This window comes from Brevundimonas sp. LjRoot202, from assembly GCF_964253355.1.
Classification (GTDB): Bacteria; Pseudomonadota; Alphaproteobacteria; order Caulobacterales; family Caulobacteraceae; genus Brevundimonas.
The window spans coordinates 107868-129346 of sequence record NZ_CAXUQW020000005.1; the positions used below are offsets into that span (position 1 = coordinate 107868).

Sequence of the window (21479 nt, forward strand, 5' to 3'; positions counted from 1 at the left end):
TCATGACCGAGGTCCATCCGGATCCGCAGACGCCGCAGCCGGGGCTGGAGCCCGGGCCGCCGAAGAAGCTGAGGGTGGCCGCCGTCGGCGACCTGCACGTCGGCGAGGCCCACGACCGGCCGCACCGCGAACTGTTCGACCGGGTCCACGAGGACGCCGACGTTCTGTGCCTGTGCGGCGACCTGACCAATTTCGGCAAGCCGCGCGAGGTCGAGATACTGCTGGAGGACCTGCGCGGCTGCCAGATTCCGATGGTCGGAGTGCTGGGCAACCACGAGCACGAGTGCGGTCATCCCGAGGAGGTGACCGAGATGCTGTGCGACGCGGGGGTGAAGATGCTCACCGGCCAGGCCTACGAGATCGACGGCGTCGGCTTCGCGGGGGGCAAGGGCTTCATCGGCGGCTTCGGCCGCTACATGCTGAGCCCGTTCGGCGAGGCGGCGATCAAGACCTTCGTGCAGGAGGCGGTCGACGACGCCAACCATATCGAGAATTCGATCCGCATGCTGAGGACCGAGCGGTCGGTGGTGCTGCTGCACTATTCGCCGGTGGTCGACACGGTGATGGGCGAGCCGCCGGAGATCCACGCCTTTCTCGGCTCGTCGCGGCTGGGCGAGACCATCGACCGCTACGACAACATCAGCCTGGTGGTGCACGGACATGCGCACCGGGGCCAGCCGGAGGGGCGCACCAACAAGGGCACGCCGGTCTACAACGTGGCCCTGCCGGTGCTGCGGACCCTGGGCGAGACGCCCTATCGCGTGTTCGAGGTCTGAAACGCCTCGCGCGGGCGGAAGCCGCGCCACAGAGCCCACAGGGCCAGGGCCGCGGCGACGCCGAGGATGTCGGCGAGCAGGTCGCCCCAGCTGGGATCCCGGCCGGTGAAGCGCTGCAGCACCTCCACCGCCGCGCCGATCGCCACCGCCAGCAGCGCCGCCCAGGCCCGGGGCAGCCGCCGGAACATCACGCCCAGGCTCCACAGGATCAGCCCGAAGGCGACGAAATGGGCCGCCTTGTCCCAGACCTGCTCGGCGGTTTCGATGGTCCCGCTCGGCGCGAGCATCAGGGTCAGCAAGACCGTGAGCACAACGGCGCCGGCGAGGCGTAGGAAAAGACGCATTCGGAACAGGGGCTTTCTCGGGGAGGAGGCTTCTGTATCAGCCGGCGAGCAGGACCCAAACCCCCGTCGCCGCGAAACCGGCGGCGGCGGCGGCGCGGATCCATTTCAGCGGCAGCTTGCGGGCCGCGGCCTCGCCGAGCAGCACCGCCGGGGCGTTGACCAGCATCATGCCGAGGGTGGAGCCGGCCACCACCAGCGGCAGCGACTGGAACTGGGCGGCGAGGACGACGGTGGCGATCTGGGTCTTGTCGCCCATCTCGATGACGAAGAAGGCCGCGGTCGTGGTCCAGAACACGCCGGAGAAGGTCTTTTCGGTGGTGTCGGGCGCCTCGTCGAACCGGTCGGGGATCAGGGCCCACGCCGCGAAGCCGAGGAAGGCGAGGCCGACGACCCAGCGCACCCAGTCGCCCTGCATGAAATGGCCCAGCACCGTCCCGGCCAGGGCGGCGAAGGCGTGGTTGCCCAGGGTGGCGACGAAAATGCCGAGCAGGATCGGCAGCGGCCGGCGCCACGCCGCCGCCAGCACGATGGCCAGCAGCATGGTCTTGTCCCCGATCTCCGCGATGGAGACGAGGCCGGTGGAGATCAGGAAGGCGTTCAAATCGTCTTCGTGCGCGGAGCCTCGGCGGACAGACCTGTGGCGTTCGCAGCCGGGCTCCGCGTGGAAATCCCCTGCGAATGCCAGCGGTCTTGCCATGTTTCGTGGGGCCTACCGTTCCGCGCGCGGCGCGGAACTGCTTGAGGCCCCCGAAGCTGTAAGCGCCATCCTCTCCGGGAAGAGGAAGTATGTTGACGCGAACCCCGCTGGAGATGCGGGCGGCTACTCCCCGATGACGGCCGAGTGACTAGCCGCGCGCGCGCGTCGGCGCAAGGTCAGCTGAAGGCGACGAAGATCAGGGCCACGACGGTGAGGTCGACGGTGCGGGCGAGGAAGGTCAGCATGGGCGGCGGTCCCGGACGGAGGCGTTCAGGCCTGTCGTCAGCAAGGACCGTGCCGCTGGGTCAGACGTCCGTGTCGGTCGCCTTGCCGGGCTTCGGGCGGCGCTCGGCGGCGCCCGAGTAGTTGGCGCCGAGGTAGGTGGAGCGGGCCGCGTCCAGCACGGGCGGGCCGCCTCTCAGGCCGCGCCGCTGGCCGGTTTGGCCCATGACCTGGGCGGCGAAGGCGGCGGGGGTGGCGTCGGTCGGGGCGGTCGGGGCAGGTCTTGCCGGGGGGGCGGCAGGGTCCGCCGGGAAGTCGGTGGGCACAAGCGCGCGGGAGGTCGAGCCCGGACCCGGGGGGGCGCGGCGCTCGGCGGCGCGGCGGTCCGCCTCGCGGCGCTCGTCGCGGCGCCGCACCGGACCGACGGGCCGGATTTCGTCGGACACCGTCAGCCGCCCTTGCCGGGGGGCTGGGACAGCTTGTCGAGCTGGGCGCGCATCTCGTCCATCTGGCGGCGCATCTCGGCCAGCGGATCGGCGGCGGCCGGTTCGGGCGCAGCAGCAGCGGCGGGGCGGGCGGCGCCGGCGGCGTTGAAGCCGGGCCACATCTTCATGGCCTCGGCGAACATGGCCATGTTGCGCTTGACCGCCTCGTCCAGTAGGCCGGCGCCGGGGGCGGCTCCGAACGCCTTGGAGAACTGGCCGCGCATCTGCTCCTGCTGGCGGCTGAAGCTGTCGAGCGACATCTCCAGATAGCTCGGCAGGACGCCCTGCATCTGGCCGCCGTAGAAGCCGATCAGCTGGCGCAGGAACTGGACGGGCAGCAGGGCCTCGCCACGGCTTTCTTCCTCGAAGATGATCTGGGTCAGGATCTGGCGGGTCAGGTCGTCGTTGGTCTTGGCGTCGTAGACCACGAACTCCGTGCCCTCGCGGACCATGCGGGCCAGGTCCTCGAGGGTGACATAGGCCGAGGTCGCGGTGTTGTAGAGCCGCCGGTTGGCGTATTTCTTGATGACGACGGTCTCGCCGGCTCCGGGCTTCTTGTCGGCCACGCGCAGTCCCCGATCCTGTTGCAACGCCGCACTATGCTGCGTTGCGGAGGAGAAAGTCTAGCCGATGCCCGCCGCGCCGGGGGCGAGGACGACGCCGACCAGCACCGCCGCCCAGTGGACCGTCGCGCCGGTGACCACGAAGCCGTGCCAGATCGCCCTCCGGAACTTCACCTTCGGGCTGATGAAGACGAAGACGCCGGCGGTGTAGATCAGGCCGCCGAGCACCAGCAGGCCCAGGGCGATGGGGTGGACGGTGTCCATCATCGGCTTCAGCGCGATGACGGCCAGCCAGCCGAACATCATGTACACGCCGCTCCAGAAGGCGTCGGAGAGTCGCGGCGCCACCAGTTTGGCGAATACGCCGGCCAGGGCCACGGACCAGACCAGCACGGTGAAGCCGATCGACCACGCCCCCTCGAACCGCTGGGTGGTGAAAGGGGTGTAGCTGCCCGCGATCATCAGAAAGATCGCCGCCTCGTCCATGCGTCGCAGGATCGGACGCGCCGCGCAGGGGCGGGTCTGGTTGTAGATCGTCGAAACGGTCAGCATCACGACCAGGCACAGGGCGTAGGCGGCGGTGGCGACCACGGTCCCGACGCCGGAATAGAACGCGGCCATCACCGCCAGCACGACGCCGCCGACCGCGGCCAGGGTCAGGCCCACCACGTGCACCACCAGGTCGGCGGTCTTTTCGGCCGGCGTGCGATAGTGCTCGATCATGTCGAGTTCGTCTGGAATGCAGACCCGGTCGAATATGGTCTTCAGCCGCATGAGCATTGGCCTTTCAAGGCGTTCGCCCGTCATTCGTTCCCGTCAATATGGGTCTGGCCGATGACCCGGCGCTGAACAGCCGGGCTTCGGGCGTGGAAAGCGATCCTGTGCGGCACAAACGCCACAGCCGGTCACGCGCCCGGGGAGTGGCGGCGCGGTGAGCTTGGGGCTAATTGCAGCGCCTCCCCGAAGTCCAATCCGAGTCTCCGCCATGACCGACGTCGTCATCGTCTCCGCCGCCCGCACGCCGGTCGGCTCCTTCCTGGGCGCGCTGTCGAGCCTGCCGGCGTCGAAACTGGGCGAGGTCGCCATCCGGGCGGCGCTGGAGCGGGCGGGAGTCGGCGCGGACGAGGTCGACGAGGTGATCCTGGGTCATGTGCTGCAGGCCGCGGCCGGTCAGGGCCCGGCCCGGCAGGCGGCCATGGGCGCGGGGATCCCGAAGGAGGTTCCGGCCTGGAGCCTGAACCAGATCTGCGGCTCGGGCCTGCGCGCCGTGGCCATCGCCGCCCAGCAGATCGCCCTCGGCGACGCCCGCATCGTCGTCGCAGGCGGCCAGGAGAGCATGAGCCAGGCCCCGCACGCCCAGCAGCTGCGCGCCGGCCAGAAGATGGGCGACCTGTCCTTCGTCGACACCATGATCAAGGACGGGCTGTGGGACGCCTTCAACGGCTATCACATGGGCCAGACGGCCGAGAACATCGCCGACCGCTTCGGCATCAGCCGCCCCGATCAGGACGCCTTCGCCGTGGCCAGCCAGCACAAGGCCGAGGCGGCCCAGAAGGCCGGCCGCTTCGACGCCGAGATCGCGCCGGTGACCATCGCCTCGCGCAAGGGCGAGGTCGTTGTCGACAAGGACGAGTACATCCGCCACGGCGCCACGCTGGAGGCGATGGCGTCGCTGCGCCCGGCCTTCTCGAAGGAGGGCACGGTCACGGCCGCCAACGCTTCGGGGCTCAACGACGGCGCGGCGGCGCTGGTGCTGATGAGCGCGGACGACGCCAAGGCGCGGGGGCTGGAGCCGCTGGCCCGGATCGTCTCCTCGGCCACCGCCGGCGTCGATCCGGCGCTGATGGGGACGGGTCCGATCCCGGCCTCGCGCAAGGCGCTGGAGAAGGCCGGCTGGACGGTCGCCGACCTCGATCTGGTCGAGTCGAACGAGGCCTTCGCGGCGCAGTCGCTGTGCGTGCTGAAGGAACTGGGGCTGGATCCGGCCAGGGTGAACGTCAACGGCGGGGCCATCGCCATCGGCCATCCGATCGGGGCGTCGGGCGCGCGTATCCTGACCACCCTGCTGCACGAGCTGAAGCGGTCGGGCGCGAAGAAGGGCCTGGCGACTCTGTGCATCGGCGGCGGCATGGGCGTGGCCATGTGCGTCGAGCGGCCCTGAACCGGGCCGGCGGGGCTACTGCGGCTGGGGAATGTCGAGGCTGGAGCGCTGGCCGTGGCGGTAGCATTCGCACGCCGCCCGCTCGAGCGCGGCCCGGTCGACGATGGTCACTCGCCCGCGGGAATAGGTGATCGCTCCGGCCTTTTGCAGGCCCTGGGCGGCCTCGTTGACGGTGGTCCGCTGCGAGCCGAGCAGGCTGGCCAGATACTCCTGGGTCAGGTGAAGGGTGTCGCCGTCCAGCCGGTCATGGCAGCGCAGCAGCCATTTCGAGAAGCGCTGATCCGAACGATGCAGGGCGTTGCAGGCGCCCGACTGTTCGAGCTCGCCCTGCAGGCCGGCGGCGTAGAGCGCGACCACCATGCGCAGGTCCGGGCGTTCGTCGCACAGAGCCCTTAGACGGGCGATCTCGATCCGCAGCGACTGGCCGGCGGACTGGCCGACCAGGCGGGAATAGGTGCGCACCGGGACATTGACCGCTCCGGGCGCGGTGACCCCCTCGCGACCGACCATGAAGGTCTCGACGGTGCGGCCGTCCTGCATGCCGGCGACGGCCGAGATAATGCCGCTGAGGACGAAGTGGACATGGCCCACTGCGTCTCCCGCCTCGGAGAAAACATGGCCCAATTCAAACTCGAACGAGGTCGTGGCGGCGAGAATCGCCTTGCGGTCGTCCGCGGACAGACGATCGAGCAGATGGTTGCGAAGCGTGGCCGGAGGCATCTTCGCCGATTAGGGGAAAGCGGAATGATCCGTCCGCCGGAAATCGACTTAGCCGGATCGAGGCGTTGGCCCTGTATCGACGCGATCCTACGCCTCCGCGGGCCCGGAGGCCAGCAACGCCTCAGGCGGCGTTGGCGGCCTTGCCGGCGGATTTCAGCTTCTCCTGGTGCGCCCGCATGCCGGCGACGATCAGTTCGGCGGCCTCGCCCGCGTCACCCCAGCCCTTGACCGTGACCGACTTGCCCTTTTCCAGGTCCTTGTAGCGGGTGAAGAAGTGCTCGATCTGCTCGACCAGGATGGCCGGCAGCTGCCGGTAGCTGGCGATGTCGGTGTAGTAGGGGTTCAGCTTGTCGACCGGCACGGCCAGGATCTTCTCGTCGCCGCCGGCCTCGTCTTCCATCTTCAGCACGCCGATCGGCCGCGAGCGGATGATGCAGCCCGGCACGACCGGCGTCGGGTTCAGCACGATCACATCGCAGGGATCGCCGTCGTCCGACAGGGTGTGCGGAATGAAGCCGTAGTTGCCCGGATAGTACATGGCCGTGTGCAGGAAGCGGTCGACGAACAGGGCGCCGGAGGCCTTGTCCATCTCGTATTTGACCGGCAGGCCGCCCTGCGGGATCTCGATAATGACGTTGACGTCCCAGGGCGGGTTGGGGCCGGCGGGAATGGCGTCGATATTCATGACGGGACTCGTCTATGGTGCAGTGCGGTAGCGGGGAGGCGGGCGTGATAGGCGCGCAGCCTGCCCGACGCAAGCCGGACTTGCCTCCGGAGGTTCCACGCGGCACGACGGGGCGGGCGGTGGAGATGGAGCGGTGATGACGATCACGGACAGTCTGGCGCTGGCGCTCTTCTTCCTGTGCTGGCTGGGCTACGGCCCGCTTCTGGCGCTGCTGGCGCGGCGCAGCGGCTCGCTCAACGACGACATGCTGGTGGTGCGGCGGGCCTGGATGATGGTCATGACCCACCGCGAGGTGCGGATCGTCGACAGCCAGCTGATGGGCCACACCATCAACTCGGCGGGCTTCTTCGCCTCGACCAACCTGCTGCTGATCGCGGCGGTGGCGGGGATATTGTTCGGCGGGGACCAGGCGCTGATGGGCGTGGCCTCGGTCGGGGGCGAGGCCATGCCGATCCGGTTGCTGGAGGTCAAGCTGGCGCTGGTGCTGCTCTGCCTGGCGCGCGGCCTGCTCGATTTCATCTGGTCGATCCGTCAGATGAACTACACCCTCGCGGTGATCGGGGCCGCGCCCGAGGTCCACACCGAGGGCGACCGCGTGGCCTTGGGCGAGGCGGCGGCCAATCTGCTGAACCCGGCGCTGAGCGCCTTCAGCCAGGGGGTGCGGGGCTATTATTTCGCGCTGGCGGCGGCGGCCTGGCTGTTCGGGGCGCTGTGGCTGGCGCTCGGGGTGGCGGCGGTGTTCTGCCTGCTGGTCTGGCGTCAGGCCGGGTCGCCGGCGGCGCGAGCGGTGCGCACGGCCCGGCGGTTGCTGGAGCGGCATCTGCCGCCACAGTGAAGCTGTTTCGCATGCGCGCTGGCGGTGGGGCGATTTTCACCGCAGAAAACGGTTACGGCGCGCAATTTGCGGTGAAGCCTGCCGTTACACAGCGTGAAGTCAGGCGTGAACTAACCCGTTGACGTATTGTGCACTGCACACTAGCTTGGTTTTCGACGCCGCGAGGCGTCATGCCCTTCCTGGGCGTTTCCTCCCTAAAGACTTCAATGCCGCGCCTTCGGGCGCGGCTTTTTTTATGTCCGGGCGAGGGGAGTCTGGTCGGCCAGCAGGTCGTCGATGACCCGGGCCACGCCCGTGGCGCAGCGCGACCAGCCCGGCCCCGGCTCCAGCGTCGCCTCATCCAGATAGAGGGCGCGGTTCAGCTCGATCTGGACGGCGTGGAACCCTTCCGCCGGACGGCCCCAGGCCTGGGTGGTCCAGCCGCCGGAATAGGGCTGGTTCAGCGCCACCCGCCAGCCCAGCGCCTCGAACGCCCGCCGCAGCCGCCGCGTCAGCGCCGTCGCGCACGAGGCGCCGTGGCGGTCGCCGAGCACCACGTCGGGCCCGCGCGCGCCGCCGACCCCCTGCGTCGCCCGCGCCGGCATCGAATGCCAGTCGACCAGCACCGCCTCGCCGTGGCGGGCCCGGGCGGCGTGCATCAGGTCGTCGAGGGCGGCGTGATAGGGCGCGTGGGCGCGGCCGATCCGGGCCCGCGCCTCGTCCACCCCCAGCCGCCGGTCATAGAGCGGGCGGCCGTCGCCGGTCAGGCGCGGAATGACGCCGTAGCCGGCGACGGTCCGCGGCGAGGCGGTTCGTCCCTCCAGCCCCTCGACCAGGGCGGGGTCGAGATCGTCCGGGTCGCGGTTCAGGTCGACGTAGGCGCGGCCGACCCGCCCCAGCAGCAGGGCCGCGCCGCGCTTCACGCCCGGTGCGATCAGCCGGTCGACGAGGGCGTCCTCGGCGCTGCGCAGACTGGTCGCGGCCAAGTCCGGCGCGGCGTCCATGTCGGCTGGATAGAGGTCGCCGGAGTGCGGCGAGGCGAACACGAACCGGCCGGGCGTTTCGGGCGTGACGACGCTGAACGCCGCCTCGCCTGCCGTGTGTTCGGGACTGTCCGCCATGCCCGATCCCATACCGTGTTTCGCGCATTGATCCACAGGTTCGCGGCGCCGGACCGGTTCGCCCGAACGGGGATTTTCATGACGGGTTTACCGATCCGGTCGTAGCGTCCGCTGACAACACGAGGCGAAAACACTTCATGGCGCGCATTCTTCTGGCCGAGGACGACCATTCGCTTCGGGGCTTCCTGACGCGGGCGCTCGAGCGGGCCGGCCATTCCGTGGTCGACTGCGAGAACGGCGACGACGCCATCGACGCCCTCGATCAGGGCCCGTGGGACCTGCTGCTGACCGACATCGTCATGCCCGGAGCCGACGGCATCGAGGTCGCCCGCGTGGCCGCCGCCCGGCAGCCGGGCATCCGTATCATGTTCATCACCGGCTTCGCCGCCGTCGCCCTGTCGGCGGCCCAGGCCACGCCGCAGGCCAAGGTGCTGTCCAAGCCCGTGCATCTGCGCGACCTGGTCGGCGAAGTCGAGCGGATGGTGGCGGCGTGAGCATTTTTGGGCGCTAACGCGATACGCGCGGCGTATCGCTGCTTGGGCGCCGCGAAGCGCCGGGCCGCGTCGGGTCGACAAGGCTGAGCCTTGTGAGCGCGGCCCGCCAATATGGCCCTTGCGGTCAGCGAGGGCGTCGGGTTATAGACCGCGCCTTCCTGCCCCCGGGGTGACCCGGGGCCGTCTCGGCGGACGCGTAGCTCAGCGGGAGAGCACTTCGTTGACATCGAAGGGGTCACAGGTTCAATCCCTGTCGCGTCCACCATTTTCCTCCTCCATAGTCGGCGCACGCCCTCGGGCCGCTTCAGACGGGAGGACGACGCTTGCCAGCCTTCTATGAGTTCTTCGCCGGCGGCGGCATGGCCCGCGCCGGGCTGGGCGAGGGCTGGACCTGCCTGTTCGCCAACGACTTCGACGCCAAGAAGGGCTTCGCCTACCAGGCAAACTGGGGCACGGGCGGCGAGCTGACGGTCGGCGACATCCGCGGGCTGGACGCGGCCGACCTGCCGGGCGCGCCCGATCTGGTCTGGGGCAGCTTTCCCTGCCAGGACTTGTCGCTGGCCGGGGTGGGGGCCGGGCTCGGCGGCGAGCGGTCCGGGACCTTCTACGCCTTCTGGGACGTGATCCGCGGGCTGGCCGGACAGGGACGGGCGCCCCGGATGGTGGCGGTCGAGAACGTCTGCGGGGCCTTGACCTCGCACGGCGGGCGGGATTTCGCAGCGATCTGCCGGACCTTCGCCGGGGCCGGCTACCGCTGCGGCGCCCTGGTCATCAACGCCGACCTGTTCGTGCCGCAAAGCCGGCCCCGGCTGTTCGTGATCGGGGTGCGCGAGGGGGTGGAGATCGCCCCGGAACTGCTGGCTCCCGGGCCGCTCGAGCCGTTCCACACCCCCGCCCTGAAGCGGGCCGTGGCGGCGCTGCCGGAGGCCCTTCGGGACACGCTGCTGTGGTGGAACGCGCCGACTCCGGGTCGGCGCGCCGCCACCTTCGCGGACCTGATCGAGGACGAGCCGGACAGCGTGCCGTGGCACAATCAGGCCGAGACGAAGCGGCTGCTGGACATGATGTCGCCGGTCAACGCCGCCAAGGTCGAGGCGGCCCGGCGGGCCGGACGGCGCATGGTCGGCGGCGTCTATCGCCGCACGCGGATCGACGCGGCGGGTGAGCGGGTGCAGCGGGCCGAAGTGCGTTTCGACGACGTGGCCGGCTGCCTGAGGACCCCCTCCGGCGGGTCGAGCCGCCAGATTATCCTCGTGGTCGACGGGGCGCGGGTGCGGTCGCGGCTGATCTCGGCGCGGGAGACGGCGCGGCTGATGGGCCTGCCGGACGACTATGTGCTGCCCCGCAATTACAACGACGCCTACCACGTGACCGGCGACGGCGTGGCGGCCCCGGTGGTGCGCCACCTGGCGCGACATCTGTTCGAGCCGCTGGCCGCCGCGGCTGACCGGGCGCGCCGCGCGGCCTGATCCGGTTCAGTGGCGGGGCGCGTCGCCGCCGGGCAGGCTCGCGATCGCCTCGCGGCAGGCCCGTTCGCAGTGGCGGCAGGTTTCGGCGCAGATACGGCAGTGCTCATGCTCGGCCGCGTGACGCTCGCATTCGGCCGCGCACCGGCCGCAGGCGAGTTCGCAGGCCTTCAGCTGGGCCTCGATCAGGGGCACATCGCCGCCCGAACGGCGGGTGGCGATCAGACCGCTGGTCAGGCAGACGTCGGCGCAGTCCATGTTGAGCCGGATGCACTGGACCAGAAAGGCGACATTGGCCTCGCCGAGGCAGGCGTCGGCGCAGGAGACGCAGACCTGGGCGCAGTCGAAACAGGCTTCGATGCAGCGGGCGAGGGCGGTGTTCACCTCGCCGCGGACGTGCGGGTGGGCGGCGATCATCTGTTGCGCGTGCATGGGGCGGCTCCCGCCTGGGGTTTCGGCAGTCCAACCGGCGGCGGGCGCGGAAGTTCGAGCGGAGCCGCAAAATACAGGCGTGGCCCCGGCTCAGGCCCCGGGCTTGCGGTCGCCGCCCTGATCGACGCCGGGCCCGCCGGCCTCGGTATGATGTTCGATCCGGCCGCTCTCGACCTCGGTCCGCGAAAAAACCTCCTCCTGCCCGGCCTCAAGCAGTTCGTCTTCGGACCCGCCGAGGCCGCCGACCACGAGGCCGGAGACTTTTGACGGGGGCTTGTCGTCAGTCTTGTCCATGACCAGCCAACGGGACGACCGTGAGGCGGGTTCCCTCCGCGCCACCGCCGGATAACGTCGGATGGCCGACACAGGAGCCATTGGCGGGCGTAACGCGTTTTCGGCGCAGGGCCACGGTGGAGGATCAGATGGGAGCGGCTTCCAGGACATTCATGCCGCCGGAGTCGACCGCACGGCTGGCGCCCGGCTCCGGCGCCGCGGACACCCTGCCCGAGCCGGACGTGCGGCGTCTCGCCGAGACCTTCGCCGTGACGCCCGAGGCGGTCCGGCTGGCGGTGGCGCGGGTCGGAACCGACTTTCGCCAGGTGCAACGCGAACTCGGAGGCCGACGTTGATGGGCGCGCGAAACCCCACCGACAAGGGCCGGACGGTCCATCAGAACCAGAGTCTGGGTCAGCAGAGGGTCGGAGAGGCCGGGGCGGGAGCGAAGCAGAAGCAGCCCTATCCCCCCTCGGCTGGAGGGCCGGGCTCCGGCTCGGGCGACGACGCCGAAACCAACGCCGAAAGCGAGCGGGAGCGCTGACGGGGCCGCGCGCTGCGCGGAAAAACCGGAACCGCGCCGCGTTCCGGCGGTTTGCCCCTGCAGGGAAGCTGAACAGCGGGGTCTGACATGGCGCGGATCGAGAAGGGTGTGGGCCTGGGCGGCGTCGCGGTGCGCATACTCGCGATCCTTCTGATCCTGATTGGACTGGTGCTGGCGATCGGCGGCGGATGGCTCCTGTCGCTGGGCGGCTCCTTCTACTATCTGCTGGCCGGCCTGGGGCTGATCGCCTCGGGCGTCCTGCTGTTCCGGCTCAGCCTGCTCGGGGCGTGGATCTACATCGGCGTCTTCGTCCTGACGGTGCTGTGGGCGCTGTGGGAGGTGGGGCTGAACGGCTGGGCCCTGGTCCCGCGCGTGATCGCGCCGGCGGTGCTGCTGGCCTTCGTCATCGCATCGTTTCCAGTCCTCGACGGGCGTCGGGGCGGGCGGCTGGCGCTGGGCGGGGCCGCGGTGTTCGTCGTCGGCGCCCTGATCGCCGGCGTGGTGGTGGCCCAGGCCAACCGGCCGGCGGCCCCGGCGGGCGCGCAGTCGGTCGCGCTGGCGGCGATGTCGGAGCCGTCCCTTCGCGACGTCGGCGCCGACTGGCCGGCCTATGGCGGCACCTACAGCGCCCGGCGCTTCTCGCCGCTGACCCAGATCAACCGCGAGAACGTCGACCAGCTCGAGCGCGCCTGGACCTTCCGCACCGGCGACGTCCCCGACGAGAAATGGGGCGCCGAGACCACGCCGCTGAAGGTCGGCGACACGGTCTACCTGTGCTCCGCCATGAACGTGCTGATCGCGCTGGACGCCCGCACCGGCGAGCAGCGCTGGCGCTACGACCCGCAGGTTTCAGAGGACTGGATTCCCTATACGACCGCCTGCCGGGGCCTGGCCTATTACGATACGAGCGCCCCCGCACCCGCCGCTCCCGTGACGGCGACGCCGGCCGCGGCTCCGGCTCCGGCCACCCCCGCGGCGCAACCGGCGCCCGCGCCGGCCCGCCCCGCCGCGACGGCTGCGGCCGCTCCCTGCGCCGCCCGGATCATCGAGGGCACGCTGGACGGCCGGCTGGTCGCGGTGGACGCCCGCACGGGCCGGCCCTGCGCCGACTTCGGGACCAACGGCTCAGTCGACATCAAGGTCGGCATGGGAAGGGTCATCCCGGGCATGGTGTCGATCACCTCGGCTCCGACCATCGTGCGCGGCGTCGTCGTCACCGGCCATCAGGTGCTGGACGGCCAGTACGACAAGGCGCCCTCGGGCGTGATCCAGGGCTTCGACGCCGTCACCGGCGCGCTGCGCTGGGCCTGGGACCTGGGGCAGCCCGCGCTGACCGGTCGTCCCCCGGAAGGCCAGACCTACACCCTGGGCACCCCGAACATGTGGACCACGGCGTCCGGCGACGAGCAGCTGGGGCTGGTCTATCTGCCGATGGGCAATTCCGCCGCGGACTACTGGGGCGGCAACCGCACCCCGGAGGAAAACCGCTACGCCACCGCGCTGGTGGCGCTGGACGTGACCACCGGACGGCCGTCCTGGACCTTCCAGACCGTGCACAAGGACGTCTGGGACTACGATCTCGGCTCGCAGGCGACGCTGATCGACTATCCCGCGGGCGGCGCCATGATCCCGGCCCTGGTCCTGCCCAGCAAGCAGGGCGACCTCTACATCCTCGACCGACGCACCGGGCGGCCCCTGACCCAGGTCGAGGAGCGCCGCGTGCCGCAGGGCGGGGTCGAGGCGCAGGACCGCACCCCGACCCAGCCCTTCTCGCTGTTCCACACCCTGGCGAAGCGCGATCTGACCGAGCGCGACATGTGGGGCATGTCGCCGATCGACCAGATGATCTGCCGCATCGGCTTCCGCCAGGCCGCCTACGACGGCATGTACACGCCGCCGACCAGCGACCGGCGCTGGATCCAGTATCCCGGCTACAACGGCGGCTCGGACTGGGGCGGGGTCGCGGTCGATCCGCGGCGCGGCTGGATCATCGCCAACTACAACGACATGCCCAACTACAACCGGCTGGTGCCGCGCGCCGAGGCCGACGAGAAGGGCTGGTTCCCGCGCGGCGACCCGCGCGCGGAGAAGGGCGGGGCGGGCGCGGAAGGCGCGGGCGATCCGCAGGCCGGCGTGCCCTACGCCATCGACGTCAACGCCGGCTGGCGCATGAAGTCGACCGGCATGCTGTGCAAGCAACCGCCCTACGGCGGCATCCGGGCCATCGACATCCGCACCGGCCAGACCGTCTGGGACCGTCCGCTCGGCACGGCGCGCAAGAATGGGCCGTTCGGCATTCCCTCGATGCTGCCGATCGACATCGGCACGCCCAACAACGGCGGCTCCGTGGTCACGGCGGGGGGGCTGATCTTCGTCGCCGCCGCCACCGACGACCTGATCCGCGCCATCGACATCGAGACCGGCGAGACGGTCTGGTCGGACGTCCTGCCGGCCGGCGGCCAGGCCAATCCCATGGTCTATGAGCAGGACGGGCGGCAATATCTGGTGATCATGGCGGGCGGCCACCACTTCATGGAGACGCCGCCCGGGGACTATGTGATCGCCTACGCCCTGCCGGAGCGATGAGCCCCGGCGCCCCGGCGATCTGGGCGCCCTATTGCGGGCCCGGTCCGGGGCCGGGCGAGTGGCTGACCCGCTGGAATCTCGACCCGGTGCTGATCGCGGCGCTGGCGGCCGGGCTGGCGCTGGTGCTGTGGCGGACGTCCGGGCGGGCGCGGGTTTCGGGCGCCGCCGCCGTCCTGGTCCTCGCCGTGGTCTTCGTCTCGCCGCTGTGCGCGCTGAGCTCGGCCCTGTTCGCGGCGCGGACGGTGCACCACGTCCTGCTGGTCGCCGTCGCCGCCCCCCTGATCGCCGTCGCGTCGCCGCGACGCCCGGTCGGTCCGCTGGCGCTGGCGACGGCGGCGCAGGCGGCGGTGTTCTGGGGCTGGCACGCGCCCACGGCCTATGGCTGGGCCCTGTCGAACGACGCCGCCTACTGGCTGATGCAGCTCAGCCTGCTCGGCTCCGCCGTCTGGTTCTGGAGCGCCGTGCGCCGCGCGTCGGCGCCGGCGGCGGTGGCCGCCCTGCTGCTGGCCATGGTGGCCATGGGCCTGCTGGGGGCGCTGCTGACCTTCACCGGCCAGCCGGTCTATGCGCCGCACTTCCTGACCACCGCCGCCTGGGGGCTGAGCCCGCTCGAGGACCAGCAGGCGGCCGGGCTGATCATGTGGGCCCCGGCTGCGGCGGTCTATCTGGCGGCGGCGCTATGGATGCTGGGCCGCTGGCTCGGGCCCGACGCCCGGAGGGCCAGCCCCGCATGATCGACCGGCTGATCGTCAACATCCTCGAATGGGCGGCCGGCCACCACGACGAGGGCCGTTATTCGCCGGTGGCCATCGTCTTCCATTGGACCATGGCGGCTCTGGTCATCTTCCAGCTGTTCTGGGGCTGGTGGATGGGCCGGTTGCCGGTCGGCGGCGACAAGGTGGCGGCGCACGACCTGCACTATCTGGTCGGGGTGCTGATGCTGGTGCTGGCCATGGGGCGGGGCCTGTGGCGCGCCCTGGCCCCCGGGCCGATCAACGACGCCGACAAGCCCGGCTGGGAAAGCACCGCGGCGCATGTGACCCACTACGTCTTCTACACCTGCCTCTTCGGTCTGCCCCTGACCGGCTGGGCGATGATCTCGGCCACGGCGCGTGAGCAGGAGCTGACCCTGATCGGCTTAACGCCGTGGCCGCTGATGCCGTTCGGAGACCTGAGCTTCGTCCAGCGCTGGCGGATCGAGGCGGTCTCGGAATGGATGCACTGGGGGCTGGTCGTCACCCTGTTGATGCTGATCCCGATCCACGTCGGGGCGGCGCTGAAGCACCATTTCATCGACCGGGACGACGTGTTCCACGGGATGCTTCCGGTCGTGCCGCAACTGCCGCGGCGGCGGACGCGCTGGCAGCGTCGCTGGCTGGCGGCGGAACATTGGGCAAGGTCTCGAGCCAGGCGGCTATGGTCCGCATTTCGGCGTCGGTCAGTCCCGCTACCGCGTCGGCCATGACCCCGCGCGGGTCGTTGCGGCGCTCGGCCTTCTTCCAGCGCCGCAGCTGCTCCAGCGTATAGGCGGCGGGCTGGCCGGCGATGGCCGGGTTGCCCCGACCGACTCCCTGACCGCCGGCTCCGTGGCAACTGGCGCAGGCGATGACGCCGCGATCGGGCGCGCCAGAGAGATAGACGGGCGGCGCAGGCGTCGCCGGGCCCGTCTCACCCGAGGGCGGCGGCAGGGCCGCGTACCAGGCCGCCACCGCGCGCCGGTCGCCGTCGTCCAGCCATTGGGCGACCGGGCCCATCACCGCGTCCGCCCGGGTCTCGTTGGCGTAGTCCTCGAGCTGCTTCTGCAGATAGCCGGCGTCGAGCCCGGCGAGACGGGGCACGCTGACGCCGTCTCCGGCGCCGTCCAGCCCGTGGCAGACGAAACAGGCGTTGGCCGCGCCGCCCTCGCCGCCGCCCAGGGCGATGATTTCGCCGTCCGCGCTGAAGGCTTCGCCGGTCCGGTTGGTCGCCGGCGTGCAGGCCGCGGCGGCGGTCGCGAGGGCAAGGACGGCAGGGATCAGGCGCACCCGAAACCAACAACCGCCGACCTTTGCGGTTCCGCCGCCGGAACCGTGACGCTGAGCACGGGTTTGATCCCCGAAAGGGGCAGGATGGCTGACCAGTTCATCGGGCAGGACGGGAATGACGCGATGGGCGCCGCTGGCGGTGGTCCTGCTGGCCGCCTGTGGGGAGAAGACCCTGCCGCCCCGGACCATCGCCGGGGCCGACCCGGCGCGCGGCCTGGCCGTGATCGAGCGGGTCGGTTGCGCGGCCTGCCACGCCATTCCGGGCGTCGACTGGCCCCGGGGCCGGGCCGGACCGTCGCTGGACGGGTTCGGGGCCAGCCCGCTGATCGCCGGCCGCCTGCCCAACCGGCCCGACCTGCTGACCGCCTGGCTGCTCGACCCTCCGTCGCTGGCGCCGGGCACGGCCATGCCGCCGTCGGCGATCAGCGAGGCCGAAGCCCGCGACGTCGCGGCCTATCTCTATACGCTCGATGACCGCTGACCTGGCGCCGGAGGGGATCGCCGGCTGGCCGCCGCCGGCGCTGGACCCGGCCGGGCCGTTCGCGGGGCCGCTGAACGTGCTGGCGTGGGTGTTGTTCGCCATGGGCGCGGCGGTGCTGCTGGTGGTTCTGGCCGCCCTTGGCCTCGCCCTGTTCGGCCCCCGCCGCTGGCGAGCGCGGCTGGGCGGCGAGCGGCTGGTGTGGATCGGCGGGCTGGCCTTTCCTGTCGTGGTGCTCAGCGCCCTGCTGGTCTACGGCCTCGGCCTGACCTCGCACCTGACGCAGGAGCCGGCGGCCGGCGAGATGCGGGTGCGGGTCACCGGCGAGATGTGGTGGTGGCGGGTCGCCTATCTGGACGGCCCCGGCCGCGAGGTGCTGCAGGACGCCAACGAAGTGCACATCCCGGTGGGCCGCCCGGTGGTGCTCGAACTCGACTCCGCGGACGTCATCCACAGCCTCTGGATCCCCCGCCTCAGCGGCAAGGTCGACATGATCCCCGGTCGCCGCAACCTGATGCGGGTGCAGGCCGACGCCCCCGGCGCCTACGGCGGCCAGTGCGCCGAATACTGCGGCGGCCCCCATGCGCTGATGGGGCTGGTGGTGGTCGCCCATGAGCCGCGCGAGTTCGCGGCGTGGCGCGCCCGGCAGGGGGCGCCCGCCCCCACGGCCGGTCTGCCGGGCCCCGGCGCCGCGGTGTTCGCCCGCGCCGGCTGCGGGGCCTGCCACACGGTGGCGGGGACGGCCTTCAACGGACTGGCCGGGCCGGACCTCAGCCACGTCGGTTCGCGCCGCACCCTCGGCGCGGGCATCCTGCCCAACAACCACGGGACCATGGCCGGCTGGATCTCCGACAGCCAGGCCATCAAGCCGGGCAACCGCATGCCGGCCTATCCGGTGCTGACCGGTCAGGAGCTGCGTGACGTCTCGGCCTGGCTCGAGAGCCTGAAGTGAAGAGCGAAACCGGCTTCGACCCGGCCCTCTACGAGCGCTTCCCCACCGCGGGGGAGCGGCCCGCCGGGGAGCTTGAGGCGCTCGAGGAGGTCTGGTGCGGCCCGAAAGTGTGGCAGTGGATCACCGCCATCAACAACAATTTCGTCGGCGTCTACTACGTCGGCGCGGCCATGCTGTTCTTCGTGCTGGCGGGCATCCTCGCGGTGCTGATGCGCACCCAGCTCGCCCTGCCGATGAACGGCTTCCTGCCGCAGGAGACCTACAACCAGTTCTTCACCGTCCACGGCACGACGATGATGTTCCTGTTCGCCGTGCCGGCGGTCGAGGCGCTTGGCGTGCTGCTGCTGCCGCAGATGCTCGGGGCGCGCGACCTGCCCTTCCCGAGGCTCAGCGCCTACGCCTTCTGGGCCTATCTGATCGGCGGCCTGGCCTTCTTCGCCTCGTTGTTCTTCGGCCTCGCCCCGAACGGCGGCTGGTTCATGTATCCGCCCCTGACCAGCACCGCGTGGTCGCCCGGGATCAACGCCGACTTCTGGCTGCTGGGCATCGGCTTCATCGAAATCTCGGCCATCGCCGGAGCCATCGAGATCATCGTCGGCGTGCTGCGCACCCGCGCCCCCGGCATGACCCTCGACAAGCTGCCGATCTTCGCCTGGGCCATGCTGATCTTCGCCGGGATGATCATCATCGCCTTCCCGTCGATCATCCTCTCGACGCTGTTGCTGGAGGTCGAGCGCGCCCTGAACTGGCCCTTCTTCGATCCGCTCAAGGGCGGCGATCCGCTGCTGTGGCAGCACCTGTTCTGGTTCTTCGGCCACCCCGAGGTCTACATCATCTTCCTGCCGGCGGCCGGGGCCATGTCGACCATCATCCCGGCCATGGCGAGGACGCCGCTGGTCGGCCACCGGCTGGTGGTGCTGGCCATGCTGGCCACGGGCTTCATCAGCTTCGGCGTGTGGGCCCACCACATGTTCACCACCGGCATGCCGACCATATCGACCAGCTTCTTCTCGGCGGCGTCGATGGCCGTCTCGATCCCGGCCGGGGTGCAGGTCTTCGCCTGGATCGCCACCATCGCGGCGGGCCGGATGCGCTTCAGCACCCCCGGCCTGTTCGTCGTCGGCGGGCTGATCATCTTTGTCATGGGCGGGTTGACCGGGGTCATGGTCGCCATGGTCCCGTTCGACTGGCAGGCCCACGACAGCTACTTCATCGTCGCCCACCTGCACTATGTGCTGATCGGCGGGATGGTCTTCCCCATGTTCGCGGCCATCTACTACTGGCTGCCGATGACGAGCAGCCGGCCGCTCAGCGAGCGGCTGGGCAAATGGGTGTTCTGGCTGATGTTCGCCGGCATGCACCTGACCTTCCTGCCGATGCACCTGACCGGGCTGATGGGCATGCCGCGGCGGGTCTACACTTACCTGCCGGACCGGGGCTGGGAATGGCCCAACCTGATCTCGACGGCCGGGTCCTTCCTGTTCGCACTGGCGGTGCTGGTCTGGGTCGTCGACATGATCCGCAATTTCCGCCCATTCGGGGGGCGCGACGCGGGCAATGTGTTCGACGGCCCGGGCCTCGAATGGGCCCCGACCGGCCTCTATTCGGTCCGCTCGATCCCGGTGGTGAAGAGCCTGTATCCGCTGTGGGACCAGAAGGGTCTGGCGCGCGATATCGAGGCCGGTCGCTACTTCCTGCCCGGTACGGCGACGGGCGAGCGCGAGACCATCGTCACCTCCACCCTCAACGCCGAGCCGCAGTATCTGCAGCGGATGCCCAGGCCCTCGGCCTGGCACGTCTGGGCGGCGGTGTTCACAGCCGGCTTCTTCCTGCTGCTGACGGTCAAGGCGTATTGGCCGGCGGGGATCAGCGGCGTGCTGGGGATCTACTGCATCCTGCAGTGGTGCTGGTTCCTCGATCGTCCGCTGGCGGAAAAGACGGTCGACATCGGAGCCGGGATCACCGTGCCGACCTACGCCAGCGGGCCGTCCAGCCACGGCTGGTGGGCCATGGTCATCACCCTGGTGGTCGCCGGCATGGTCGCGGGCCTGATGGGCTTCAGCTACGTCTTCCTGTGGAGCCGCCATCCCGAGGTCTGGGGCCCGCCGCCGGGGCTGATGTCGATGGCCGGCGTATTGGCGGCGAACGTCGGGGCGGCCCTGCTGGCAGGGTTGGCGTGCCGGTCACTGCGGCTGAACCGGCGGCGGAGCGCCGTCCTCGCGGCGCTGATGATGGCCGCCGCCGCCGCCCTGATCGTCGCCGCCTGGTTCTGGGACCTTGCGGCGTGGCGGGCGACCGGGCTGCGGCCCGAGGTCAACACCCAGGGCGCGACTGTCTACGCCTTCCTGGCGTGGCAGGGAGTCTTCGCCGCCGTCGTGGCGTTGATGGGCCTGTACGCCGTGCTGCGCTGGCTGGCCGGCCACGTGCGGACCGACCGGCCCTCCACCTACGACCTGATCGCCCTGTTCATCGTCTTCTCGGCCGGGCAGGGGGCGTTCGTCACCCTGCTGACCCGGCTGTTTCCGGGGGGTTGAGCGATGCGGCGCTGGGCGTGGATGCTGGGCGGACTGATCGTCTGGACCGTCCATTTCATGGGCGTCTACGCCATCGCCAGCCTGGCCGATGTGGTCAGCCGGGCCGACGATCCGGCGTGGCGGATGGCCGGCCTCGCGTTCAGCGGGGTCTGCCTGCTCGCGGCGCTGGCCATCACCGGATGGGCCGCGCGCCGCCGCCGGGGCGCCGACCCGTCCACCCGGTTCGGGGATCAGTTGGCCCTGCTCGGCGGCGGCGTGGCGACGGTGGCCATCGTCTGGCAGGCGCTGCCCACCGTCATCGGCTACTGAATCAGGGCTTCTTCGGGATCTCCAGCCCGCGCTGCACCGCCGGGCGGGCGAGGCCGCGCTCCAGCCACGCCGGGACATTCGTCAGCGTGTCGAACCCGACCAGGTCCCGGGCCTCGTAGAAGCCGATCAGGTTGCGCACCCAGCCGAGCATCGAGATGTCGGCGATGGTGTACTCGTCCATGACCCAGTCGCGGCCTTCCAGCCGCCCGTCGAGAACGCCGAGAACCCGCTTCGATTCCGCGACGTAGCGCTCCAGCGGCCGCTTGTCCTCGATGGCCTTGCCGGCGAACTTGTTGAAATAGCCGACCTGTCCGAAGATCGGCCCCATGCCGCCCATCTGGAACATGACCCACTGCAGGGTCTCGTAGCGCCGCGCCGGATCGGCGGGCAGGAACTGGCCGGTCTTCTCGGCCAGATAGAACAGGATGGCGCCCGACTCGAACAGGGCCAGCGGCTTTCCGCCCGGGCCGTCGGGATCGATGATGGCCGGGATCTTGCCGTTCGGGTTCAGCGACAGGAATTCGGGGCCCCACGTCTCGTTCTTCGTGATGTCGACCAGGTGCGCCTCATACGGCAGGCCGGTTTCCTCCAGCATGATCGAGGCCTTCACCCCGTTGGGCGTGTTCAGCGAATACAGCTGCAGCCGGTCGGGATGTTGCGCCGGCCAGCGCTGGGTGATCGGAAAGGCGGAAAGGTCGGCCATCTGAAGCTCCTGCTGTGGTTCTGACCGATGTAGGTCAGGCAAGCTGAACCGCAACCGTCGCGGTGGCGCATCAATCCTGCCGGCGATGTGTGGACT

At 70.5% G+C, this 21479-nt stretch carries 25 protein-coding genes, 1 tRNA gene, 1 pseudogene and 1 riboswitch; of the genes and pseudogenes, 15 read left to right on the plus strand and 12 right to left on the minus strand.

Going from position 1 to position 21479, the window contains the following annotated elements; translation table 11 throughout:
* The first annotated feature begins 2 nt into the window (after positions 1–2).
* Positions 3–776: a metallophosphoesterase family protein gene (locus ACSQ1L_RS10820; RefSeq protein ID WP_435994752.1), complete on the plus strand. Its 774-nt coding sequence runs from the start codon at positions 3–5 to the stop codon at positions 774–776.
* Here ACSQ1L_RS10820 and ACSQ1L_RS10825 read toward each other — a convergent pair.
* The 5 genes from ACSQ1L_RS10825 to trhA form a co-directional block, all read right to left on the minus strand.
* On the minus strand, positions 755–1120 hold the full coding sequence (locus ACSQ1L_RS10825; protein WP_435994753.1) for a VanZ family protein: 366 nt from the start codon (positions 1118–1120) through the stop codon (positions 755–757). The genes ACSQ1L_RS10820 and ACSQ1L_RS10825 overlap by 22 nt on opposite strands.
* A gap of 37 nt (positions 1121–1157) precedes the next feature.
* A complete protein-coding gene (locus ACSQ1L_RS10830) occupies positions 1158–1721 on the minus strand; it encodes a TMEM165/GDT1 family protein (RefSeq protein ID WP_435994754.1) in 564 nt (187 codons plus the stop codon).
* 51 nt (positions 1722–1772) lie between these two features.
* Positions 1773–1961: riboswitch (yybP-ykoY riboswitch) on the minus strand.
* 161 nt (positions 1962–2122) lie between these two features.
* The gene (locus tag ACSQ1L_RS10835) at positions 2123–2485 is read right to left on the minus strand and encodes a hypothetical protein (RefSeq protein ID WP_435994755.1); all 363 of its coding nucleotides are present in this window, start codon (positions 2483–2485) and stop codon (positions 2123–2125) included.
* A gap of 2 nt (positions 2486–2487) precedes the next feature.
* Positions 2488–3090, minus strand: a complete 603-nt coding sequence (gene phaR, locus ACSQ1L_RS10840; protein WP_435994756.1) for a polyhydroxyalkanoate synthesis repressor PhaR — start codon at positions 3088–3090, stop codon at positions 2488–2490.
* A gap of 57 nt (positions 3091–3147) precedes the next feature.
* Complete coding sequence (gene trhA, locus ACSQ1L_RS10845) at positions 3148–3867, minus strand: PAQR family membrane homeostasis protein TrhA (protein WP_435994757.1); 720 nt, start codon at positions 3865–3867, stop codon at positions 3148–3150.
* 205 nt (positions 3868–4072) lie between these two features.
* Between trhA and ACSQ1L_RS10850 the strand changes: the two genes are divergently transcribed.
* Entirely contained in the window at positions 4073–5248 is a 1176-nt protein-coding gene (locus ACSQ1L_RS10850) for an acetyl-CoA C-acetyltransferase (RefSeq protein ID WP_435994758.1), read from the plus strand.
* Between the two features lie 15 nt (positions 5249–5263).
* Here ACSQ1L_RS10850 and ACSQ1L_RS10855 read toward each other — a convergent pair whose 3' ends face one another.
* Both ACSQ1L_RS10855 and ppa read right to left on the minus strand, forming a co-directional pair.
* Complete coding sequence (locus ACSQ1L_RS10855) at positions 5264–5968, minus strand: Crp/Fnr family transcriptional regulator (RefSeq protein ID WP_435994759.1); 705 nt, start codon at positions 5966–5968, stop codon at positions 5264–5266.
* A 121-nt stretch (positions 5969–6089) separates the two neighbouring features.
* Positions 6090–6653 carry an inorganic diphosphatase gene (ppa, locus tag ACSQ1L_RS10860; protein WP_435994760.1) on the minus strand — a complete coding sequence of 188 codons (564 nt, stop codon included), beginning with the start codon at positions 6651–6653 and terminating at the stop codon, positions 6090–6092.
* Positions 6654–6789: 136 nt separating this feature from the next.
* Between ppa and ACSQ1L_RS10865 the strand changes: the two genes are divergently transcribed.
* Complete coding sequence (locus ACSQ1L_RS10865; RefSeq protein ID WP_435994761.1) at positions 6790–7488, plus strand: DUF599 domain-containing protein; 699 nt, start codon at positions 6790–6792, stop codon at positions 7486–7488.
* A gap of 233 nt (positions 7489–7721) precedes the next feature.
* Here the strand turns inward: ACSQ1L_RS10865 and ACSQ1L_RS10870 are convergent, their stop codons facing one another.
* On the minus strand, positions 7722–8588 hold the full coding sequence (locus ACSQ1L_RS10870) for an N-formylglutamate amidohydrolase (protein WP_435994762.1): 867 nt from the start codon (positions 8586–8588) through the stop codon (positions 7722–7724).
* 137 nt (positions 8589–8725) lie between these two features.
* On the opposite strand from ACSQ1L_RS10870, the gene cpdR reads away from it, so the two are divergent.
* The 3 genes from cpdR to ACSQ1L_RS10885 all read left to right on the plus strand — a co-directional run bounded on the left by cpdR (position 8726) and on the right by ACSQ1L_RS10885 (position 10551).
* The gene (cpdR, locus tag ACSQ1L_RS10875; protein ID WP_426027145.1) at positions 8726–9082 is read left to right on the plus strand and encodes a cell cycle two-component system response regulator CpdR; all 357 of its coding nucleotides are present in this window, start codon (positions 8726–8728) and stop codon (positions 9080–9082) included.
* A 190-nt stretch (positions 9083–9272) separates the two neighbouring features.
* Positions 9273–9347: transfer RNA gene (locus ACSQ1L_RS10880), tRNA-Val, on the plus strand.
* A 58-nt stretch (positions 9348–9405) separates the two neighbouring features.
* Positions 9406–10551 carry a DNA cytosine methyltransferase gene (locus ACSQ1L_RS10885; RefSeq protein ID WP_435994763.1) on the plus strand — a complete coding sequence of 382 codons (1146 nt, stop codon included), beginning with the start codon at positions 9406–9408 and terminating at the stop codon, positions 10549–10551.
* Positions 10552–10557: 6 nt separating this feature from the next.
* Here ACSQ1L_RS10885 and ACSQ1L_RS10890 read toward each other — a convergent pair whose 3' ends face one another.
* Both ACSQ1L_RS10890 and ACSQ1L_RS10895 read right to left on the minus strand, forming a co-directional pair.
* Positions 10558–10980, minus strand: coding sequence for a four-helix bundle copper-binding protein (locus ACSQ1L_RS10890; RefSeq protein WP_435994764.1), 423 nt, complete (start codon positions 10978–10980; stop codon positions 10558–10560).
* 90 nt (positions 10981–11070) lie between these two features.
* Positions 11071–11274, minus strand: a complete 204-nt coding sequence (locus ACSQ1L_RS10895; RefSeq protein WP_435994765.1) for a hypothetical protein — start codon at positions 11272–11274, stop codon at positions 11071–11073.
* A 152-nt stretch (positions 11275–11426) separates the two neighbouring features.
* Between ACSQ1L_RS10895 and ACSQ1L_RS10900 the strand changes: the two genes are divergently transcribed.
* The 5 genes from ACSQ1L_RS10900 to ACSQ1L_RS10920 all read left to right on the plus strand — a co-directional run bounded on the left by ACSQ1L_RS10900 (position 11427) and on the right by ACSQ1L_RS10920 (position 15848).
* Positions 11427–11609 carry a DUF3606 domain-containing protein gene (locus ACSQ1L_RS10900; protein WP_435994766.1) on the plus strand — a complete coding sequence of 61 codons (183 nt, stop codon included), beginning with the start codon at positions 11427–11429 and terminating at the stop codon, positions 11607–11609.
* A complete protein-coding gene (locus ACSQ1L_RS10905; protein ID WP_435994767.1) occupies positions 11609–11797 on the plus strand; it encodes a hypothetical protein in 189 nt (62 codons plus the stop codon). The genes ACSQ1L_RS10900 and ACSQ1L_RS10905 overlap by 1 nt, the downstream gene beginning before the upstream one ends.
* A gap of 87 nt (positions 11798–11884) precedes the next feature.
* The gene (locus ACSQ1L_RS10910) at positions 11885–14383 is read left to right on the plus strand and encodes a membrane-bound PQQ-dependent dehydrogenase, glucose/quinate/shikimate family (RefSeq protein WP_435994768.1); all 2499 of its coding nucleotides are present in this window, start codon (positions 11885–11887) and stop codon (positions 14381–14383) included.
* Entirely contained in the window at positions 14380–15117 is a 738-nt protein-coding gene (locus tag ACSQ1L_RS10915) for a cytochrome c oxidase assembly protein (protein ID WP_435994769.1), read from the plus strand. Before ACSQ1L_RS10910 ends, ACSQ1L_RS10915 begins: the two co-directional genes overlap by 4 nt.
* Positions 15114–15848, plus strand: coding sequence for a cytochrome b (locus ACSQ1L_RS10920; RefSeq protein WP_435994770.1), 735 nt, complete (start codon positions 15114–15116; stop codon positions 15846–15848). Before ACSQ1L_RS10915 ends, ACSQ1L_RS10920 begins: the two co-directional genes overlap by 4 nt.
* Here the strand turns inward: ACSQ1L_RS10920 and ACSQ1L_RS10925 are convergent.
* A pseudogene (locus tag ACSQ1L_RS10925) lies at positions 15838–16596 on the minus strand (c-type cytochrome); the annotation flags it as partial. The gene ACSQ1L_RS10920 and the pseudogene ACSQ1L_RS10925 sit on opposite strands and share 11 nt — an antisense overlap.
* On the opposite strand from ACSQ1L_RS10925, the gene ACSQ1L_RS10930 reads away from it, so the two are divergent.
* The 4 genes from ACSQ1L_RS10930 to ACSQ1L_RS10945 are packed head-to-tail and all read left to right on the plus strand — an operon-like array spanning position 16523 to position 20680.
* On the plus strand, positions 16523–16888 hold the full coding sequence (locus ACSQ1L_RS10930; RefSeq protein WP_435994771.1) for a c-type cytochrome: 366 nt from the start codon (positions 16523–16525) through the stop codon (positions 16886–16888). The pseudogene ACSQ1L_RS10925 and the gene ACSQ1L_RS10930 sit on opposite strands and share 74 nt — an antisense overlap.
* On the plus strand, positions 16878–17837 hold the full coding sequence (locus tag ACSQ1L_RS10935) for a cytochrome c oxidase subunit II (RefSeq protein ID WP_435994772.1): 960 nt from the start codon (positions 16878–16880) through the stop codon (positions 17835–17837). The genes ACSQ1L_RS10930 and ACSQ1L_RS10935 overlap by 11 nt, the downstream gene beginning before the upstream one ends.
* Positions 17834–20371: a cbb3-type cytochrome c oxidase subunit I gene (locus ACSQ1L_RS10940; RefSeq protein WP_435994773.1), complete on the plus strand. Its 2538-nt coding sequence runs from the start codon at positions 17834–17836 to the stop codon at positions 20369–20371. The genes ACSQ1L_RS10935 and ACSQ1L_RS10940 overlap by 4 nt, the downstream gene beginning before the upstream one ends.
* A gap of 3 nt (positions 20372–20374) precedes the next feature.
* Positions 20375–20680: a hypothetical protein gene (locus tag ACSQ1L_RS10945; protein WP_435994774.1), complete on the plus strand. Its 306-nt coding sequence runs from the start codon at positions 20375–20377 to the stop codon at positions 20678–20680.
* Between the two features lies 1 nt (position 20681).
* Here ACSQ1L_RS10945 and ACSQ1L_RS10950 read toward each other — a convergent pair whose 3' ends face one another.
* Complete coding sequence (locus ACSQ1L_RS10950; protein WP_435994775.1) at positions 20682–21383, minus strand: glutathione S-transferase N-terminal domain-containing protein; 702 nt, start codon at positions 21381–21383, stop codon at positions 20682–20684.
* Positions 21384–21479 lie beyond the last annotated feature (96 nt).